At 63.9% G+C, this 19,698-nt stretch carries 15 protein-coding genes and 3 pseudogenes; 17 read left to right on the plus strand and 1 reads right to left on the minus strand.

Going from position 1 to position 19,698, the window contains the following annotated elements; translation table 11 throughout:
* Positions 1–32 precede the first annotated feature (32 nt).
* From ACUXVA_RS07355 to ACUXVA_RS07365, 3 genes are all read left to right on the plus strand, one after another.
* Complete coding sequence (locus ACUXVA_RS07355) at positions 33–275, plus strand: hypothetical protein (RefSeq protein WP_265080895.1); 243 nt, start codon at positions 33–35, stop codon at positions 273–275.
* A complete protein-coding gene (gene pnp / locus ACUXVA_RS07360; RefSeq protein WP_265080894.1) occupies positions 268–2,415 on the plus strand; it encodes a polyribonucleotide nucleotidyltransferase in 2,148 nt (715 codons plus the stop codon). Before ACUXVA_RS07355 ends, pnp begins: the two co-directional genes overlap by 8 nt.
* A gap of 378 nt (positions 2,416–2,793) precedes the next feature.
* Positions 2,794–3,528 carry a superoxide dismutase gene (locus tag ACUXVA_RS07365; RefSeq protein WP_265080893.1) on the plus strand — a complete coding sequence of 245 codons (735 nt, stop codon included), beginning with the start codon at positions 2,794–2,796 and terminating at the stop codon, positions 3,526–3,528.
* 138 nt (positions 3,529–3,666) lie between these two features.
* Here the strand turns inward: ACUXVA_RS07365 and ACUXVA_RS07370 are convergent, their stop codons facing one another.
* Positions 3,667–4,566, minus strand: a complete 900-nt coding sequence (locus tag ACUXVA_RS07370) for a LysR substrate-binding domain-containing protein (RefSeq protein ID WP_265080892.1) — start codon at positions 4,564–4,566, stop codon at positions 3,667–3,669.
* A 235-nt stretch (positions 4,567–4,801) separates the two neighbouring features.
* Here ACUXVA_RS07370 and katG point away from each other — a divergent pair, with 235 nt between their 5' ends.
* The 14 genes and pseudogenes from katG (at position 4,802) to ccoP (ending at position 19,687) form a co-directional block, all read left to right on the plus strand.
* The gene (gene katG / locus ACUXVA_RS07375; protein WP_265080891.1) at positions 4,802–7,015 is read left to right on the plus strand and encodes a catalase/peroxidase HPI; all 2,214 of its coding nucleotides are present in this window, start codon (positions 4,802–4,804) and stop codon (positions 7,013–7,015) included.
* Positions 7,016–7,240: 225 nt separating this feature from the next.
* Positions 7,241–8,251 (plus strand): annotated as a pseudogene (locus ACUXVA_RS07380) (IS30 family transposase).
* A 93-nt stretch (positions 8,252–8,344) separates the two neighbouring features.
* A pseudogene (locus tag ACUXVA_RS07385) lies at positions 8,345–8,951 on the plus strand (glutathione S-transferase family protein).
* A gap of 140 nt (positions 8,952–9,091) precedes the next feature.
* Positions 9,092–10,318 (plus strand): APC family permease, encoded by a 1,227-nt coding sequence (locus ACUXVA_RS07390; protein ID WP_445491479.1) that lies wholly within the window; start codon positions 9,092–9,094, stop codon positions 10,316–10,318.
* Positions 10,319–10,414: 96 nt separating this feature from the next.
* The gene (locus ACUXVA_RS07395; protein ID WP_265080888.1) at positions 10,415–11,254 is read left to right on the plus strand and encodes a universal stress protein; all 840 of its coding nucleotides are present in this window, start codon (positions 10,415–10,417) and stop codon (positions 11,252–11,254) included.
* 33 nt (positions 11,255–11,287) lie between these two features.
* Positions 11,288–12,554: pseudogene (locus ACUXVA_RS07400) on the plus strand (efflux RND transporter periplasmic adaptor subunit).
* Positions 12,551–13,777 (plus strand): ABC transporter permease, encoded by a 1,227-nt coding sequence (locus tag ACUXVA_RS07405; RefSeq protein ID WP_265080886.1) that lies wholly within the window; start codon positions 12,551–12,553, stop codon positions 13,775–13,777. Before ACUXVA_RS07400 ends, ACUXVA_RS07405 begins: the two are co-directional and overlap by 4 nt.
* Complete coding sequence (locus ACUXVA_RS07410; RefSeq protein WP_265080885.1) at positions 13,770–14,453, plus strand: ABC transporter ATP-binding protein; 684 nt, start codon at positions 13,770–13,772, stop codon at positions 14,451–14,453. Before ACUXVA_RS07405 ends, ACUXVA_RS07410 begins: the two co-directional genes overlap by 8 nt.
* Positions 14,454–14,560: 107 nt before the next feature.
* Positions 14,561–15,526, plus strand: a complete 966-nt coding sequence (locus tag ACUXVA_RS07415) for a tripartite tricarboxylate transporter substrate-binding protein (protein ID WP_265080884.1) — start codon at positions 14,561–14,563, stop codon at positions 15,524–15,526.
* A gap of 74 nt (positions 15,527–15,600) precedes the next feature.
* Positions 15,601–15,975, plus strand: coding sequence for a nuclear transport factor 2 family protein (locus ACUXVA_RS07420; protein ID WP_445491483.1), 375 nt, complete (start codon positions 15,601–15,603; stop codon positions 15,973–15,975).
* 267 nt (positions 15,976–16,242) lie between these two features.
* Positions 16,243–17,889 carry a cytochrome-c oxidase, cbb3-type subunit I gene (gene ccoN / locus ACUXVA_RS07425; RefSeq protein WP_445491485.1) on the plus strand — a complete coding sequence of 549 codons (1,647 nt, stop codon included), beginning with the start codon at positions 16,243–16,245 and terminating at the stop codon, positions 17,887–17,889.
* 9 nt (positions 17,890–17,898) lie between these two features.
* Positions 17,899–18,633 (plus strand): cytochrome-c oxidase, cbb3-type subunit II, encoded by a 735-nt coding sequence (gene ccoO / locus ACUXVA_RS07430; RefSeq protein ID WP_265080881.1) that lies wholly within the window; start codon positions 17,899–17,901, stop codon positions 18,631–18,633.
* A gap of 9 nt (positions 18,634–18,642) precedes the next feature.
* Positions 18,643–18,807, plus strand: coding sequence for a cbb3-type cytochrome oxidase subunit 3 (locus ACUXVA_RS07435; protein ID WP_265080880.1), 165 nt, complete (start codon positions 18,643–18,645; stop codon positions 18,805–18,807).
* 7 nt (positions 18,808–18,814) lie between these two features.
* Positions 18,815–19,687: a cytochrome-c oxidase, cbb3-type subunit III gene (ccoP, locus tag ACUXVA_RS07440; RefSeq protein ID WP_445491488.1), complete on the plus strand. Its 873-nt coding sequence runs from the start codon at positions 18,815–18,817 to the stop codon at positions 19,685–19,687.
* Positions 19,688–19,698 lie beyond the last annotated feature (11 nt).

A 19,698-nucleotide genomic window follows, 5' to 3' on the forward strand; every position in this document is an offset into this window, starting at 1 on the left:
ATAGCGTCCAGCAGCACTCCGGCGACTGGACGATGACGGGCAAGGTGCCCGTCGCGCGGGCGGGCTCACAAGAGTTGCCCGCGACCATCGGAAGGATGGACGCCATTTTGAATGCAGGAGCCAGGATTCTGGAGGATTCGGCAGGATCGCCGGACGCTGATTTCGCGGCATCGCGGACAGCTTCTTGCCGTCTTGCACGAGACTTCCAGATTCTGGCTTTTGTGTTTTCGGCGGCCGCCTTTCGTGAACCCATGAAAGAAAAACACGATGTTTAATATTCATACCGTCGAAATCGATTGGGGCGGTCGTCCGCTCAAGCTCGAGACCGGCAAGATCGCCCGTCAGGCCGACGGCGCCGTCATCGCCACCTATGGCGAGACCGTCGTCATCGCCACCGTGGTCGCCGCCAAGACCGCCAAGGATGGCATCGACTTCCTGCCGCTGACCGTCGACTACATCGAAAAGACCTACGCCGCCGGCCGCATCCCGGGCGGTTACTTCAAGCGCGAGGGACGTCCGACCGAGAAGGAGACCCTGGTGTCCCGCCTGATCGATCGTCCGATCCGTCCGCTGTTCGTCGATGGCTGGCGCAACGAGACCCAGGTCGTCGTCACCGTGCTGTCGCACGACATGGAAAACGATCCGGACATTCTCGCTCTCGTCGCCACCTCGGCCGCGCTGACGATTTCCGGCGCTCCGTTCCAGGGCCCGATCGGCGCCGCCCGCGTCGGCTTCATCAACGATGAATACGTGCTCAACCCGACCCTCGACGAAATGGCCGACACCCAGCTCGACCTGGTCGTCGCCGGCACCGGCGATGCCGTGCTGATGGTCGAATCGGAAGCCAAGGAACTCGGCGAAGAGATCATGCTCGGCGCCGTGATGTTCGGTCACCGCCACTTCCAGCCGGTGATCAAGGCGATCATCGAGCTCGCCGAGAAGGCCGCCAAGGAGCCGCGCGAAGTCGTCACCATCGACGACAGCGCGCTCGAAAAGGAAATGCTCGGCATGGTCGAGACCGAGCTGCGCTCGGCCTACGCGCTGCCGATCAAGCAGGAGCGTTACGCCGCCGTCGGCGCCGTCAAGAAAAAGGCGATGGCGCACTACTTCCCGGAAGGTGAAGAGCCGAAGTACGACAAGCTGCGCGTCGCCGCGGTGTTCAAGGAACTGGAATCGAAGATCGTTCGCTGGAACATCCTCGACACCAAGAAGCGCATCGACGGCCGCGACCTGACCACGGTCCGTCCGATCGTCTGCGAAGTCGGCGTGCTGCCGCGCGCGCATGGTTCGGCGCTGTTCACCCGCGGTGAGACCCAGGCGCTGGTGGTGACCACACTCGGCACCGGCGAAGACGAGCAGTACATCGACTCGCTGTCGGGAACGTACAAAGAGACGTTCCTGCTTCACTACAACTTTCCTCCCTACTCGGTCGGCGAGACCGGTCGCATGGGCGGTACCAAGCGTCGCGAAATCGGCCACGGCAAGCTCGCCTGGCGCGCGATCCATCCGATCCTGCCGGGCCACCACGAATTCCCGTACACGGTGCGCGTGGTTTCGGAGATCACCGAGTCGAACGGTTCGTCGTCGATGGCTTCGGTCTGCGGCGCCTCTCTCGCGCTGATGGATGCGGGCGTCCCCCTGAAGCGGCCGACCGCGGGTATCGCGATGGGCCTCATTCTCGAGGGCGAGCGCTTTGCGGTTCTGTCGGACATCCTGGGTGATGAAGATCATCTCGGCGACATGGACTTCAAGGTCGCCGGCACCGACACCGGCATCACCTCGCTGCAGATGGACATCAAGATCGCCGGTATCACCGAAGAGATCATGAAGGTCGCTCTGGGCCAGGCCAAGGAAGGCCGCATTCATATTCTCGGTGAGATGTCGAAGGCGCTCAACAACGCCCGTGCCGAGCTCGGCGAATACGCGCCGCGCATCGAGACGTTCAAGATCCCGACCGACAAGATCCGTGAAGTGATCGGCACCGGCGGCAAGGTGATCCGCGAGATCGTGGAAAAGACCGGCGCCAAGGTGAACATCGACGACGACGGCACCGTCAAGGTGGCGTCCTCCGATGGCGAGTCGATCAAGGCCGCGATCAAGTGGATCAAGTCGATCGCGTCGGATCCGGAACTCAACGCGATCTATGACGGCACCGTCGTCAAGGTCATGGAGTTCGGTGCGTTCGTGAACTTCTTCGGCGCCAAGGATGGCCTGGTTCACATCAGCCAGCTCGCTCCCGGCCGCGTGCAGAAGACCTCTGACGTCGTCAAGGAAGGCGACAAGGTCAAGGTCAAGCTGCTCGGCTTCGACGATCGCGGCAAGACGCGTTTGTCGATGAAGGTTGTCGACCAGACCACCGGCGAAGACCTCGAAGCCAAGCAGAAGGCCGAAGAAGGCACCGCTGCTGCAGAGTAAATTTCGCAACTCGCGAACGCGGAAAGGGCGGCCGAAAGGCCGCCCTTTTTGTTTGCGTGCCTGGACTCGTGTCCCGGACGCGGTGCGGCATTCTCAGGCAATGCGAAGCATTGCTGCTATGCCGCTCCGCAGATCCGGCATCCCGCTTTCTTCTTCAGTGACCGGACCCCGGATCTGCGAAGCAGCACCTCGTGCTGCGTCGCGTCCGGGGAACCAAAGAGTTCTGTAATTCCTCTGTGCGATTCCGCCGCAGCGTCACTATGACCATCGGCGAAACCGGCGCAGACTGCCTCGCGTAGTTGCTTCTCACGAACGCCATTTTATCCCGCTATCGTCGCAGCAGATTGCTCGCCCATCCCTTCACCACGGAGAGTTCCGATGTCCATGATGTCCCGCCGCCACCTGATGCTCGCGGCAACCGGCGCCGCAGCCATTGCCGCCACGCCGCGCTTTGCCTTTGCACAGGCCGCGGCGCCTGCCGCCGCGACGCCGTTCACGCTGCCGCCGCTGACCTATCCGGTGGCGGCATTCGAGCCGCACATCGATGCGAAGACCATGGAAATTCACCACGACAAGCATCACGCAGCCTATGTCGGCAACCTCAACACCTTCGCCAAGGACACGCCGATGATCGCGGCGATGCCGATCGTCGAGGTGCTCGGCAAGCTCGGCGACGTGCCGGAGGCGATCCGCACCGGCGTGCGCAACAACATGGGCGGCCACGCCAACCACACCATGTTCTGGCAGATCATGGGCCCCAACGGCGGCAAGCCGGACGGCGAGGTGCTGGCCGCGATCGATCGTGATCTCGGCGGTATCGAAAAATTCCAGACCGACTTCAACGCCGCCGGCGGTCGCCAGTTCGGCTCCGGCTGGGTCTTCGTGACCGTCGACAAGGCAGGCAAGCTGTCGATCGAAACGCGCCCGAACCAGGACAGTCCGATCATGGACGGCAAGCGCGCGCTGCTCGGCAACGATGTCTGGGAGCACGCTTATTACCTCAACTACCAGAACCGCCGCGCGGACTATCTGAAGGCGTGGTGGAACACGGTGAACTGGAAGGTGATCGGTGAACGCTACGCCGCGGCGAAGGCCGGAACGCTGGGGATTTAAGCAGCTCTCACTTGTCCCGGACCAGCCGCAGCGTGAAACGCTGCTGCGCAGAGCCGGGACCGTCACGAACGTCGGTGTTTGATACGGCCCCGGATCTGCGAAGCAATACTTCGTATTGCATCGCGTCCGGGGCAAGTACTACACGCACCCCTTCACCGCATCGCCCAGCGCCGCAAAATCCGCCTTCCTTGGCGAGGTCTTGCGAAACGCCAGGCCGATGCTGCGCCCCGGCTGCGGATTCTCCATCCGCAGGAATTTCACCCTTTGGTCGCGCTGCTCCACGTCTGCGGCGATCTGCGGGATCAGCGTGATGCCGTAGCCGTTGGCGACCATCTGCATCACCGTGGACAGGCTCGAGGCCGCGAACGCCATGCCGGGTGTCCCGGACCCGTTCGAGCGCCCGACACTCCCGCAGAACGCCAGCGCCTGGTCGCGGAGGCAGTGGCCGTCTTCCAGCAGGATCAGCCGGCGCTGGTCGATTTCGGCGGCGTTGATGCGGGTCGTGACCGGCCGCGGATCGTTCGCAGGCACTGCCAGCAGAAACAGATCGTGGAACAGCTTGAGCGTTTCGATCTCCGGCTCGCCAAGCGGCAGCGCCAGCATCGCCGCGTCCAGTGCACCGCTCTTGACGTCGTCGACCAGCTGCCTGGTCTGGGTTTCGCGCAGCTCGAGCCGCAGCTCCGGAAACTGCTTCTGCAGAACCGGCAAAATCCGCGGCAGCAGATAGGGCGCCAGCGACGGAATCACGCCGAGGGTCAGTCGCCCCGTGAGAACGCCGCCGCGGTGTCGCGCAAAATCGACCAGATCGCGCGACGCTGCCAGCACGTCTTCGCCGCGCCGGGCAATCTCGCGTCCGACGTCGGTCAGCATCACCTCGCCCGGGCGCCGCTCCACCACCTTGACCCCCAGGGTGTGCTCCAGATCCCGGATCTGCATCGAAAGGGCCGGCTGCGTCACCGCGCAGGCCTCCGCGGCGCGGCCGAAATGGCCGTGTTTGGCGAGAGCGGCAAGATAGCGAAGCTGGCGGAGCGTGATCATGCGTCATCAGATAAACTGATCGAAGACCGAAGACAATTCGACTGGACCTGATCTTGGATATCTTCCAAGGTACTGTCACGAACCTTGGCTAGCATCGCCGGACGGCTTGCCGGGCGGGTTTGGCAGGCGTTTGAAAACACAGAGATTCTTGGAGAGGGCGGCGTTTTTTTGCGGCGATTGGCTTGTGGCCATGGCCGATAGCGTCCGCAATCCCAACGGCCCGAAGGAGAGAAACATGGACCAGAAGACAGATGAAGCCGGCAAGTGCCCGGTGCCGCACGGCGCCGCGAGCAAGGGACCGAAGAGCAAGGGTCCGCGCAACATGGACTGGTGGCCGGAGCATCTCGACATCGGTGTGCTGCACGCGATCCATCCGTCCGCCGATCCGCTGGGCGGCGCCTTCAATTACGCCGAGGAATTCAAGACCCTCGACCTCGATGCCGTGATCAAGGACCTGCATGCCCTGATGACCGATTCGAAGGACTGGTGGCCGGCCGATTTCGGTCATTACGGCGGCCTGTTCATCCGTCTGGCCTGGCACAGCGCCGGCACCTACCGCACCACCGACGGCCGTGGCGGCGCCGGTGGCGGTCAGCAGCGTTTCGCGCCGCTCAATTCCTGGCCGGACAACGTCAACCTCGACAAGGCGCGCCGCCTGCTGTGGCCGATCAAGCAGAAGTACGGCAACAAGCTGTCCTGGGCCGATCTGTTCGTGCTGGTCGGCAACGTCTCGCTGGAATCCATGGGCTTCAAGACCTTCGGCTTCGCCGGCGGCCGTGCCGACACCTGGGAGCCGGAAGAACTCTACTGGGGCCCCGAAGGTTCGTGGCTCGGCGATGAGCGCTACAGCGGCGAGCGCGAGCTGGCGGAGCCGCTCGGCGCCGTGCAGATGGGCCTGATCTACGTCAATCCGGAAGGCCCCAACGGCAATCCCGACCCGCTCGCCTCGGCAAAGGATATCCGCGAGACGTTCTTCCGCATGGCGATGAACGATGAAGAGACCGTGGCGCTGATCGCCGGCGGTCACACCTTCGGCAAGACCCACGGCGCCGGCGATCCGTCGTTTGTCGGCGTCGACCCGGAAGCCGGCGCGCTCGAAGACCAGGGCCTCGGCTGGAAGAGCAGGCACGGCACCGGCGTGGGCGCCGACGCCATCGGCAGTGGCCTGGAAGTCACCTGGACGCAGACCCCGACCAAGTGGAGCAACCACTTCTTCGACAACCTGTTCAAGTACGACTACGAACTGACCAAGAGCCCCGGCGGCGCGAACCAGTGGGTGGCGAAGAATGCCGTGGCCGATATCCCGGATGCCTTCGATGCGTCGAAGAAGCATCTGCCGACCATGCTGACGTCGGACCTCGCGCTGCGCTTCGATCCGATCTACGAGAAGATCTCGCGCCGCTTCTACGAGAACCCGGACCAGTTCGCCGACGCTTTCGCCCGCGCCTGGTTCAAGCTCACCCATCGCGACATGGGCCCGGCAGTGCGCTATCTCGGCCCGCTGGTGCCGAAGGAAACGCTGATCTGGCAGGACCCGATCCCGGCCGTCGATCATCGGCTGGTCAACGACGCCGATATCGCCGAGCTGAAGGCGAAGATCCTCGCCTCCGGCCTCACCGTGCCGCAGCTGGTCTCGACCGCCTGGGCCTCGGCCTCGACCTTCCGCGGCTCCGACAAGCGCGGCGGCGCCAATGGCGCACGCATTCGCCTGGCTCCGCAGAAGGACTGGGAGGTCAACCAGCCCGCGCAGCTCGCGACCGTGCTGGCCAAGCTGGAAGAGATCCAGAAGGGCTTCGGTAAGAAGGTGTCGCTCGCCGACCTGATCGTGCTCGGCGGCAATGCCGCCATCGAGAAGGCCGCGAAGGATGCCGGACAGAGCGTCACCGTGCCGTTCACGCCGGGCCGCATGGACGCTTCTGCGGAGCAGACCGACGCAGACTCGTTCAAGCCGCTGGAGCCCCGTGCCGATGCCTTCCGCAACTACGTCTCGGGCAAGCCGCAGTTCATGAAGCCTGAAGAGGCGATGATCGACCGTGCCCAGCTCCTGAAGCTGACCGCGCCGGAACTGACCGTGCTGATCGGCGGCCTACGCGTGCTCGGCGCCAATGCGGCGGATTCCAAGCATGGCGTGTTCACGTCGAAGCCGGGAGTGTTGAGCAACGACTTCTTCACCAACCTGCTCGACATGGACACCGTGTGGGCGAAGGCTGCCGGCCAGGACGGGATCTACGAAGGCAAGAAGCGCAACAGCAGCGAGGTCAAGTGGACCGCAACCGCCGTCGACCTGATCTTCGGTGCGCACTCGCAACTCCGCGCGCTGGCCGAGGTCTATGCCATGGGCGATGCCAAGGCGAAGTTCGTCAAAGACTTCGTCAAGGCCTGGACCAAGGTGATGAACGCCGACCGTTTCGAGATCAAGGCCGAGCCGATGCTGCAGGCGGCGGAGTAGTCTTCGCTATCTGTGATCGTTGAGTTGGAGAGCCCCCGCGAGACATCGCGGGGGCTCTTTCTTTGCGCCACACCCACAGCTGTCATCGCCCGGCCAGGCGCGCAATTGCGCGTCTGGACCGGGCGATCCAGTAAACGCGGGCTTCAGTGACAGAACCTCGGCGCCCGCGTTTACTGGATCCCTTGGGTTCTCAAACGAAGTGCAACACCAGATTAAGGTGTTGCGATGGAACGACGATATGCCCAGCTTTCGCGGGAAGACCGATGTGCCATTGCCTCGCTTCATGCCCAAGGGCGCTCGATCCGGCAGATCGCGGCAGCTCTGGATCGCTCGCCATCGACCGTATCTCGGGAGCTGAAGCGCAACGGCGCCAACAGGTCGGCTACAAGCCGTCCTACGCCCAAGAGCAGACCCGGGCACGACGCTGGACGGGCGCCCGGCTCGACCGTAACGCGCAGCTTCGCGAGCAGGTGCTGGAAGGTCTCGGCCTCGGCTGGTCGCCGGAGCAGGTGTGCGCCGTCCTGGCCCGACAGCACGGCACCCCGGTCATCTCGCCGGAGAGCATCTATCGCTTCATCCACGCCCAGATCGCACGGACCAAGGACTACAGTTGGCGGCACTACCTGCCACGCGGCAAGAGCAAACGCGGCCTGCGCGGTCGCAAGGGCGGATCATCCGCGCTGCATATCGAATGCCGGGTGCCGATCGAACAGCGACCGAAGCAGGTCGAGAACCGCGCCATCGCCGGCCATTGGGAGGCCGATCTGATGATGTTCTCCCGCTACGGGCAGGCCATTCTCGTCCTGCACGAGCGGTCGTCGCGGCTTCTGATGGCGGCCAGCCTGCAAGGCAAGGCCGCCAGCCCGGTTGCCGAGATCATCGCCGGCCTGCTGGCTCCGCTGCCGCCGGACCTGCGCCGGAGCATCACCTTCGACAATGGCACCGAGTTCGCCCGCCACTACGAGCTGCATGCACTCAACCTGCAGACCTACTTCTGCGATGCCTATGCTCCCTGGCAAAAAGGCGGTGTCGAAAACGCTATCGGCCGGATGCGGCGCAGAATCCCGCGCAAGACCGATCTAGCCGCCCTGACGCCGTCCGATCTCGCCCGTTGCGTACTCGCCTACAACAGCACGCCACGCAAATGCCTTGACTGGCAAACCCCGGCACATGTCTTTGGCAGCCAGTCTGTTGCACTTCAAATGTGAATCCAGCTCCCCGCATGCGCGGGGATGACAGCCTGCGTCTGTTGCGCCTCTCATCCAACCTACCTTGCACCTCGCCCCGAATCTCCGCACAACTGCCCGGCTATTCACCGGAGGTCCCGCCATGATGAAACTGTACTGGTCGCCGCGCTCGCGCTCCTTCACCGCCCTGTGGCTCATGGAAGAGACCGGCGTGCCCTATGAGCGCGTGCTGACCGACATCAGCACCGGCGCACAGCGATCGCTGGAATTCCTCATCGTCAATCCCATGGGCAAGGTGCCGGCGCTGCAGGATGGCGAGGCGACCATGGCCGAGGCTGCGGCGATCTGCGCCTATGTGGCCGAGCGCTATCCGGAGGCGGGATTGGCACCGCCGCTGGGCGACATGCATCGCGCCAAATATCTGTACTGGCTGTTCTTCGCACCGAGCTGCATTGAGCCGGCGATCGCGCAGCCTGGCTGCCAAGTTCGAGATGAACTCGGTGGCCGCCGGCTGGGGCGACGCCAAGCGGGTGTTCGACGTGCTGGAAGCGGCGCTGGAAGAAGGACCGTGGATCCTCGGCGAGACGTTTTCGGCTGCGGACGTCGCCATCGGCTCGAGCCTCAACTTCGCGGTGCGCCAGTTCAAGATGATCTCGCCGCGGCCGGCGTTCGATCGCTACCTCGACCGCTGCGAGGCGCGTCCGGCCTTCCAGCGCGCCTCGGCCTATGCTTCGGGAGCGAAGCTGTAGCGACAGGCGCTGCAATTGACGTGGCGCAACAATGGCCATCGCATCGCGGGCGATAGTCGTACTGTGAGCCGGCTGCTTTCGGCACCAGGCCGGATTTCACGGCATCGTCACCTCGACGGCAACATTTGGCACAGAACGACATGCCTGACCCTCGCGCCCAGGAGTCGCCGGCGCTGCGTCGCCGCCTCGGCCTGCCGCTGCTGACACTGTACGGCATCGGCATCACCGTCGGTGCGGGCATCTATGTGTTGATCGGCGCGGTTGCCGGCCAGGCCGGCGTCTACGCGCCGTGGTCGTTCGTGCTGGCCGCGGTGGTGATGGCGTTCACCGTGGCCTCCTATGCCGAGCTGTCGACGCGCTTCCCGGTCAGCGCCGGCGAGGCTGCCTATGTGCGGGCGGCGTTCGGGTCGCGCACGCTGTCCACCGCCACGGGTCTGCTGACCATCGTCATTGGTGTGGTGTCATCGTCCACCGTCACCCTCGGCGCCATCGGCTATCTCCGACAATTCGTCGATCTGCCGCAGGGCATTCTGGTGCTGGGGGTGGTGGCGCTGCTGGCCGCCGTCGCGGCCTGGGGAATCCTGGAATCGGTCGTGCTCGCCGGAATCTTCACGCTGGTCGAGGTCGGCGGCCTCCTGATCGTCATTGTCGCGGCGGTTCGTGTCGACCTGCCGATCGGCACCACGCTGGCGAAGCTGCCGCCGCCCGAGATCGGGGCGCTGTCGGGCATAGGCTTTGCCAGCCTGCTAGCGTTCTTCGCCTTCATCGGCTTCGAGGATCTCGCCAATGTGGTCGAGGAAGCCGAGAATCCGCGCCGCGACATTCCGCGCGCCATGGCGCTGACCCTGCTGGTGTCGACGGTGCTCTACGTGGTCGTCGCCGCGGTCGCGGTGACGGCGGTCTCGACGGAGCGGCTGGCGGCGTCGGCGGCGCCGCTCAGCCTGGTGTTCCGCGAGGTCGCCGGCGTCAGCCCGGCGACCATCAGCGTTATCGCCATCGTCGCCACCCTGAACACCATCCTCGCGCAGATGACCATGGCGGCGCGGGTGATCTATGGCATGGCGAGGCAGGGCGACTTGCCCGTATCGCTCGGCGCCGTGCATCAGGCAACGGGAACGCCGCTGCTGGCCACCGCGCTGATCGCTGCGGCGGTCATCCTGCTGGCGCTGGGCGTTTCCTTCGTCCGGCTCGCCGAGTGGACGTCGCTGGCGACGCTTGCGGTGTTCGCGCTGGTCAATCTGGCGTTGCTTTGGCTGCGCTGGCGCGGCGTGACGTCGGCCCAGCCGCACGTCACGGTGCCGGCCTGGATCCCTGCCGCGGGATTGTTCGGCTGCCTTGTCATGATTGCAGCCGGGCTGCTCCGCTAACGGGTCCCGGCCGCGCCATTCCTGCGCTAGATCAATTCGCCGCGGTGGAAGGTGCTCTACGCTCGCTAAGTGTAACTCAGGCGGGCGGAGAGATAGATGGCCATCAAGGACATGCTGCTGACATTGACGACCTATCCGGAGCCGACGCCGGTGCAGGTGGTCGAGGACGCTGTCGCCGTCGCCGCGTTACTCGGCTCGCATATCGCGGCCATTGCCTGCGAGACCCATGTGGAGGTGCCGGGCAGTTTCCTCTCGAGTTCGCTGGTCAACGTCGCCGCCCTTGTGGCCGACGAAGCGCGCAAGAGCCTCGTCAACGCCCGCAATCTGCTGGCGACGTTCGAGGCGACAGCGGCTAAGCAGGGCGTGCTGTACGAGACGATCACCGAGCGTTGCATGGCCGACGAGGTGCCTGACGTCATGGTCGACTACGCCAAGCTGCGCGACCTGACCATCGTCTCGGTTCCGGAGGGCTCCGATGAATGGATCGCCGAAGCGATCATCTTCGGGTCCGGCAGGCCGACGCTGGTATTGCCGGATCGGCCGCGTATCCGGCCGCTCGAATTGAAGACCGTCCTGGTGGCGTGGGATTTCAGCCGCGCTGCGACGCGCGCCGTCGCCGACGCCATGCCGATCCTTGAACAGGCCGGCTCTGTCCGCATTGTCACAGTGTCCGGTGAGAAGGATTTCGACAGCAATCGCTCTGCCGAAGAACTGGCCAAGAACCTGGCGCGCCACGGCCTCAACGTGGTGCTGGAGGAAGTCGATGCCGGCGACGATGATATTGGTGACGTGCTGGAGGCCCGCGCGCTGGCCTGCAGCGCCGATCTGCTGGTGATGGGCGCCTACGGCCATTCCCGATTCCGCGAATTCATCCTCGGCGGTGCCACCCGGAGCCTGCTGGCAGAGGCCCCGTTGCCGATTCTGTTCTCGCACTGACGTGGCGCCGTCAGCGACACACATGGTCCAGGGATGAACGAGCAGACACTTCCCCTCCCGCGCATCCACGCCGTGACGGGCGCGAAGGTCTGGGGCGCATTGTGGTCCCATCGCTGGTTCGTGCTGGCTGTCGTTGTCGCGCTCGGCATCGGCGGCTGGCAGGGGGTGCGATTGCTGCTCGGCCCATCTGTTGTTGTCGACGTGGTCAAGCGCGGCGATCTGGTGGAGACCGTGGTCGCCAGCGGCCACGTCGAGACGCCGTTCCGGGTCGAGATCGGCAGCCAGATCACGGGGACCGTGAATGATGTGCTGGTCAAGGAAGGCGAGCACGTCGCCAAGGGCCAGCCGTTGATCGCGCTGGAGGCGCGCGAACTGAAGGCCGCGGTTGTGCAGTCCACCGGCGCAGTCGCGCAGGCCGAAGCCCGGATGCGCCAGCTCGCCGAGCTGACCTTGCCTTCGGCGAAGGAAGCGCTGACTCAGGCCAAGGCCAACCTGCTGAATGCGCAGCAGACATTCGACCGCACCTCGCAATTGACGCAGAACGGCTACGCCACGCGGGCGGCGCTCGACGACGCGCAAAAGGTGCTCGACGTCGCGCGAACCCAGGTGCGCACCGCGGAATTCCAAGTCTATACCGCCAGTCCCGAGGGCAGCGACTACGTCATGGCGCAGACCCAGCTCAACCAGGCGCGCGCCAATCTCGACACCGCGGAATCGCGGCTCGGTTATGCCACCATTGCTGCACCGCGCGACGGCGTGTTGATCACGCGCAATGTCGAACGCGGCACAGTCGCCCAGCCGGGCAAGGCCCTGCTGGTTCTGGCGCCGGCCGGCGAGCTGCAACTGGTTCTGCAAATCGACGAGCGCAATCTTGGCAAGTTGGCGCTTGGCCAGAAAGCCGTCGCCTCGGCAGATGCTTACCCGGATCGGCGGTTCGCTGCGGTGGTGTCCTACATCAACCCCGGCATCGATATTTCGCGCGCTTCGGTGGAGGTCAAACTGACGGTATCCGATCCGCCGGACTATCTGCGGCAGGACATGACCGTATCGGTCGATATTAGCGTGGCCGAGCGTGACGACACGTTGGTGCTTCCCATCCGCTCGGTTCACGATCTCGCTCTCCGGACAGCCTTGGGTGCTCGGAATCAAGGACGGGCGGGCGAGCAAGAAGCCGGTCCGGCTCGGTCTGCGTGGCAATACCCAGTTCGAGATGATCGATGGCCTTGCGGAGGGAGAGCCTGCAATCCCCGCCAATTCCGGTGTCGTCACCGGGCAGCGTGTGCGGGCGGTTCAGCCATGACCCGATGGCTGCCGTTCGAGTGGATCGCGGCGGTCCGTTTCCTTCGCGAAGGCCGCATGCAGACGCTGTTCATCATCGGCGGCATTTCGATCGGTGTCGGAGTGATCGTCTTCATGTCGGCGATGCTGGCTGGACTGCAGGCGAATTTCATCAAGCGGGTGCTGACCTCGCAGCCACAGATCCAGCTGCTCACGCCCGATCAGGTCGCGCGCCCGCTGCGCAACGCCCCCGGCCTGTTCGAGGATGCCACCATCCAGCGTCCGAGTCAGCGCGTCGTCTCCATCGACCAGTGGCCGAAGATTCGCGACCAGATGCTGGCGATGCCGGAAGTGACGGCGGTCTCGCCGACGATCCTGGGCTCCGGCCTGGCGATTCGCGGTGACGCCAACCGTGCGATCTCGATTTCCGGCGTCGAGCCGGCGTCCTATTTCAAGATCGTGCGAATACCCGACTACATCGTCGCCGGCGAGGCGCGGCTGACCAGCGAGGACATTGTCATCGGCACCGAACTGGCGAAAAATCTTGGCGCGACGGTCGGCGACAAGCTCAATATCCAGGCGGCATCGGGCGCCAATCGCGTGCTGACCGTTACCGGGTTGGCGGATTTCGGCAACAAGGGTGTCAACCAGCGCAATGCCTTCGTGGCGCTGCGCACGGCGCAATCGCTGCTCGGCATGATCGGCGGCGTCACCACCATCGATATCACGGTGAGCGACATCTATGCCGCGGAGGATATCGCGCAGAGGATCCAGGCGTCGAACGCGGTGCAGGCCGACAGCTGGATCAAGACCAACGCGCAGTTTTTCACCGCGGTTCAGGCGCAGCAGACCTCGAATACCCTGATCAGGGTGTTCGTCGGCATGTCGGTGGCGTTCGGGATCGCCGCGGTGCTGATCGTCTCGGTGATCCAGCGTTCCAAGGATATTGGCATCCTGCGGGCGATGGGGACATCGCGGGGGCAGGTGCTGCGGGTATTCCTGCTGCAGGGCGGCCTGCTCGGCTTTTTCGGCTCGCTGATCGGCGCCACGCTGGGCGCTTTGACCCTCATGTACTGGCACTCGGTCGCCGTGCAGGCCGATGGATCGGAACTGTTCCCGCTGATCCTGGAGCGGCAATTGTTTGTCAACACTGCGGTGCTGGCGACCCTGACGGGCTTGCTGGCGGCCACCGCTCCGGCGCTGCGTGCCGCGAAACTCGATCCCGTGGTGGCAATCCGTGGCTGATGAAATCCTGCGCCTCGAGAAGGTCTGCAAGGCCTACAATGTCGGTCAATCCTCCGAGACCGAGGTGCTGCATGATATCGACCTGACGCTGGAGCGCGGCGAATTCCTGGCACTGATGGGGCCGTCCGGGTCCGGCAAGAGCACCCTGCTCAACATCGTCGGGTTGCTCGACCGGCCGACGTCGGGACGGCTTTACATCAAGGGCCAGGACACGGGCAGTCTCAACGACGCCGAACTGACCCGGTTGCGCGGCCATACCATCGGCTTCGTGTTCCAGTCCCACCTGCTGATCTCGGCCTTCACCGCACAGGAGAATGTGATGATGCCGATGCTGGTGGATCGCGGCTTTCCCGCCGCGGACATGGAAGCGCGGTCGCGACAGCTTCTCGCTCAGGTCGGACTCGAAAAGGTCGCCGGCAATCTCGCCACCAACATGTCGGGCGGCCAGCAGCAGCGGGTCGCTGTCGCGCGTGCGCTGGCGATGAGCCCCGACCTGGTTCTCGCCGATGAGCCCACCGGAAATCTGGACACAAAGTCCGCCGAGAGCGTGTTCGAGCTGATGCGGCAGGTCAACCGCGACAGCGGCACCAGCTTCCTGCTGGTCACCCACAATCTCGATCTGGCGAAGCGCTGCGACCGCATCATCGACGTCGTCGACGGTCGCATTCAGCGCTGAGCAAGCGAGCGCATTGCAGCATGCTGTCTCCAGCCTGATTGCGAATCCATCCGTTGCGCCGTCATGCCATCCTCGTACACTCCCCGACAAAATCAGGGAGGGGATACATGGCTTGTTTCAGGCTGGGGTCTGCTTGTCTCGTGTTGGCGCTGGCGTTCGGGGTGGCAGCCGCTGCCGACGATTATCCCAGCCGTCCGATCACCCTGATCGTGCCGTTTGCCGCCGGCGGCAGCTCCGACGTCAACGCCCGGCTGATCGGCGAGCAGATGAGCCAGCATCTCGGCCAGCGCATCGTCATTGAAAATATCGGCGGCGCCGGAGGTGCCGTAGCTCTGGCCCGCGTCGCACAGGCGCCGCCCGACGGCTACACCATCGTGCAGGGCAACAGCGGCACAAACACCGCGGTCTATCTGTTCACCCCCGACGTGAAATTCACCCCGGAGGACTTCGCGGCGATCGGCATGTTCAACAAGAGTTCGGCGGTTGTCGCGGTGCGCAAGAACTTTCCGGCCCGCACCTTGGCCGAATTCATCGCCCACGCCCGGCAGCATCCCGGCACCCTGAACATCGGTCATTCCGGCGTCGGTTCGCAGAATTACCTGTTCTGCAAGGCCTTCATCCAGGCCGCCGCGATCGACGTGACGCTGGTCGGCTATCGCGGCGGCGGACCGGCGCTGAACGACCTGATCGGCGGCCAGATCGACGGGCTGTGCGATTCGTCGGCCTCGGTGACCCCCGCGATCCAGGGCGGGCTGGTGCGCGGCATCGCGCTGGCCTCGAAGACCCGGCTGGCGCATCTGCCTGATGTCCCGACCGCTGCCGAGGCCGGGCTGCCGCAATTCGAGATCCAGGGCTGGTATGCGCTGTTCGCCCCGAAGGGCACGCCGCCGGTCGTCATCGCCAGACTCAACGCGGCGATGCGTGCCGGCGTGGCAAGCGCGGATTACCAGAAGCGGCTCGACGATCTCGGTTCCTACCCCGCCGATGACAGCGAAATGAAGCCGGACTATCTCGCGCAACTCGTGCCGCGTGAAATCGATAAATTCCGGAAAATGCTTGGCGACGGCAAGTGACCTGGCGGTTTCCATGCGGTGGTACTCTGTGGCATAGTCGCGACGGGATCGCTTTCATCTGAAGGAGACCAGCCTTGTCCTACGACCGTTCCACACTCGACGCAGTGGTCCAGCACTACTTCGATGGTCTCTACGATGGCGACGCTGACAAGCTCGCCGCCATCTTCCATCCCACCGCAGACCTGCGCTGGGTCGAAGGCGGCGAGCTGAAGATCCTCACTTTGCCGGAGTGGCTGGCACTGGTGCGCACGCGGGGATCGGCCAGGGCCGAAGGCAAGGCGCGCGACGATTTCGTCGTCACCGTCGACCGTTCGGATGAGGCGACGGCCTTCGTCAAGGTTCGCTGCCGGCTGCCACCGCGCTATTTTACCGATTACCTGGTGGCGATGAAGCTCGCAGACGGCTGGCAGATCGTGTCCAAGGCCTACCGCTACGACATGCGGGGATGATTGCGGCCCGCTGCCGCCTGACCGGACGCGCCTGATCAGGATCGTCCGCACGTCCTCTTCCCCTGGCGTGTTTATTCGTTGACACCGCGCTGGCCCTCAGATTTTGAGCCGCGCGTCGATCGGTGCTGCCTGACAGGGGCGGCCTTATGTTGCGGTCCGGACATTCAACAAGCTTCTTCCACAATCGCGCCATGATTTGATTTCGATCAAATCGGGGATCGCGCCGCTGTGATTGATAGTCTCAGCCTCGCACATAAAAGATTCAGCATGACACAGACACACAATGGGAAATCGATGACGGGCGGCGAAGCGGGCCTGGCGGGCCTGCTCGCGGTGTCCGTCTTCTTATGCATCGTCGCCACGGCCAAGGCGGAAGATGCCGCCTTCGCATTCCACGCCGCGCTCAGCGCGGCGGCAAGTCTGGCTGGCGTCTTTGCCATCCTGAACCGCTACTATGATCGCAAGGAGCTGGCGCCGCAGGAAATCTTCGGCCGGCCGAATTACAATTACGGCCCGATCAAGTTTGCCAGCTTCATGGCGGTGTTCTGGGGCATTGCCGGCTTCACCGTCGGCCTGCTGATCGCCTGCCAGCCGGCCTGGCCGATCCTCAACTTCGATCTGCCCTGGACCAGCTTCGGGCGGCTTCGCCCGCTGCATACCTCGGCGGTGATCTTTGCCTTCGGCGGCAACGTGCTGATCGCCACCTCGTTCTATGTGGTGCAGAAGACCTCGCGAGTTCGTCTCGCCGGCGACCTGTCGCCGTGGTTCGTGGTGCTTGGCTACAACTTCTTCATCCTGATCGCCGGCACCGGCTATCTGCTCGGCGTAACCCAGTCGAAGGAATATGCCGAGCCGGAATGGTATGCCGATGCGTGGCTGACCATCGTCTGGGTGGTCTATCTGCTGGTGTTCCTGATGACGCTGGTGAAGCGCAAGGAACCCCACATCTACGTCGCCAACTGGTTCTATCTCGCCTTCATCGTGACCATCGCCGTGCTGCATCTCGGCAACAATCCGGCAATCCCGGTCTCGGTGTTCGGCTCGAAGTCCTACGTCGCCTGGGGCGGCGTGCAGGATGCCATGTTCCAGTGGTGGTACGGTCATAACGCGGTCGGCTTCTTCCTCACCGCCGGCTTCCTCGCCATCATGTACTACTTCATTCCGAAGCGGGCAGAGCGGCCGGTCTACTCCTACCGGCTCTCGATCATCCACTTCTGGGCGATCATCTTCCTCTACATCTGGGCCGGCCCGCACCATCTGCACTACACGGCGCTGCCGGACTGGGCGCAGACGCTCGGCATGACCTTCTCCATCATGCTGTGGATGCCGTCCTGGGGCGGAATGATCAACGGCCTGATGACGCTGTCCGGCGCCTGGGACAAGCTGCGCACCGATCCCGTGCTGCGCATGCTGGTAGTGTCGGTGGCATTCTACGGCATGTCGACCTTCGAGGGGCCGCTGATGTCCATCAAGGTGGTGAACTCGCTGAGCCACTACACCGACTGGACCATCGGTCACGTTCACTCCGGTGCGCTCGGCTGGGTCGGCTTCGTCTCCTTCGGCGCGCTCTACTGCCTGGTGCCGTGGATCTGGGAACGCAAGGCGCTGTACAGCCTGAAGCTGGTCGGCTGGCACTTCTGGATCGCGACCATCGGCATCGTGCTCTACATCTCCGCGATGTGGGTGTCGGGCATCCTGCAGGGCCTGATGTGGCGTGCCTACACCTCGCTCGGCTTCCTTGAATACTCCTTCATCGAGACCGTCGAGGCGATGCACCCCTTCTACATCATTCGCGCCTTGGGCGGCGCGCTGTTCCTGATCGGCGCACTGATCATGGCTTACAATCTTTGGATGACGGTGCGGGTCGGCGAGGCGTTGGTTGAAACCGGCGCCACCCTGCAGCCGGCTGAATAGGGGCTATCAATGTCTTTCTGGACCCGACACCAAATCTTCGAGAAGAATTCGATCATCCTGGTCGTTGGTATTCTCCTGGTCATCGCCGTGGGCGGTCTCGTCGAGATCACGCCGCTGTTCTATCTCAAGAGCACGATCGAAGTCGTCGATGGCGTCCGCCCTTACACGCCGCTGGAATTGACCGGTCGCAACATCTACGTGCGGGAAGGCTGCTATCTTTGCCACTCGCAGATGGTTCGGCCACTGCGCGACGAGGTCGAGCGCTACGGCCACTATTCGCTGGCCGCGGAAAGCATGTATGACCATCCGTTCCAGTGGGGTTCCAAGCGCACCGGACCGGATCTCGCCCGGGTCGGCGCCAAGTATTCCGATGAGTGGCACGTCACCCATCTGACCAATCCCCGCGCCATTGTCCCGCAGTCGGTGATGCCTCCCTATTCGTTCCTTGCGGAAACCGAGATCAATCCGGAATCGATCGCCGATCATCTGCGCACCAGCCGCTTGGTCGGGGTGCCCTACACGGACGACCAGATTGCCAATGCGAGCGCCGACCTGAAGGCGCAGGCTGATCCGGACAGTGCCGGCGCGGATGCCTTCAGCAAGCGATACGCCAAGGCCGTGGTCCGCAACTTCGACGGCAAGCCCGGCAATCCGACCGAGATGGACGCCCTGGTCGCCTATCTGCAGATGCTGGGCACTCTCGTCGACTTCAAGCTTTACAACGAAAAAGCCAACCTCCGCTGAGAAACGAACATGAAAGCAATATTGACTGTTCAGAATTTCGCTTCGGATTTCGTCATGACGTTCTGGACGCCGATTTTCGTCGCGACGTTCATCGCAATCGTGGCCTACGCCTTGTGGCCGCGCAACAAGGAAACCTTCGACGCGGCAGCGCGACTGCCGTTGCGAGAGGAATAAAGCAATCATGAGCAAGCACGAGGATATCGATCAGGTCTCTGGAACCGCAACCACGGGTCACGAGTGGGACGGCATCAAGGAGCTGAACACGCCGCTGCCACGCTGGTGGATCATTACCTTCTATCTGACCATCGTGTGGGCGGTCGGCTACTGGATTGTCTATCCGGCGTGGCCGATGATTTCCGGCTACACGACAGGCGTCATGCACTATTCCTCGCGCGCCGATGTTGCCGTTGAACTGGCAAATCTGGAAACCATCCGCGGTGCCAAGATGGTGGCGCTCGGCAATGCGCCGCTGGCTGACATCGAAAAGGATCCGGCGCTGCTGGCGATGGCCCGCGCCCGCGGCAAGGCGGTGTTCGGCGACAACTGCGCGCCGTGTCACGGCAGCGGTGCGGCCGGCGCCAAGGGCTACCCCAACCTGAACGACGACGACTGGGTCTGGGGCGGTTCGCTTGAGCAGATCCAGCAGACCATCGAATTCGGCGCCCGCAATGGCAATGCCCAGGCACATGAAGGACAGATGCTTGCCTTCGGTCGCGACGGTACCCTGAAGAAGCCGGAGATCGTCACGGTGGCCAATTACGTCAGGTCGCTGTCCGGGCTTTCCACCGCTCCGGGCTACGATGCTGCGGCCGGCAAGAAGCTGTTCGCCGAGAATTGCGTCGCCTGCCACGGCGACGACGCCAAGGGCAATATCGAGCTTGGCGCGCCAAATCTCACCGACGGTATCTGGCTCTATGGGTCGGATCAGGCGACATTGGTGGAAACCATCACCAATGGCCGCGCCGGCGTGATGCCGGCTTGGGGTGGGCGTCTCGACCCCGCCACCATCAAGGCGCTGACCGTCTACGTTCATTCGCTCGGGGGAGGCAAGTGAGCCTCCCGCTG

The organism is Rhodopseudomonas sp. RCAM05734 (genome assembly GCF_052658035.1).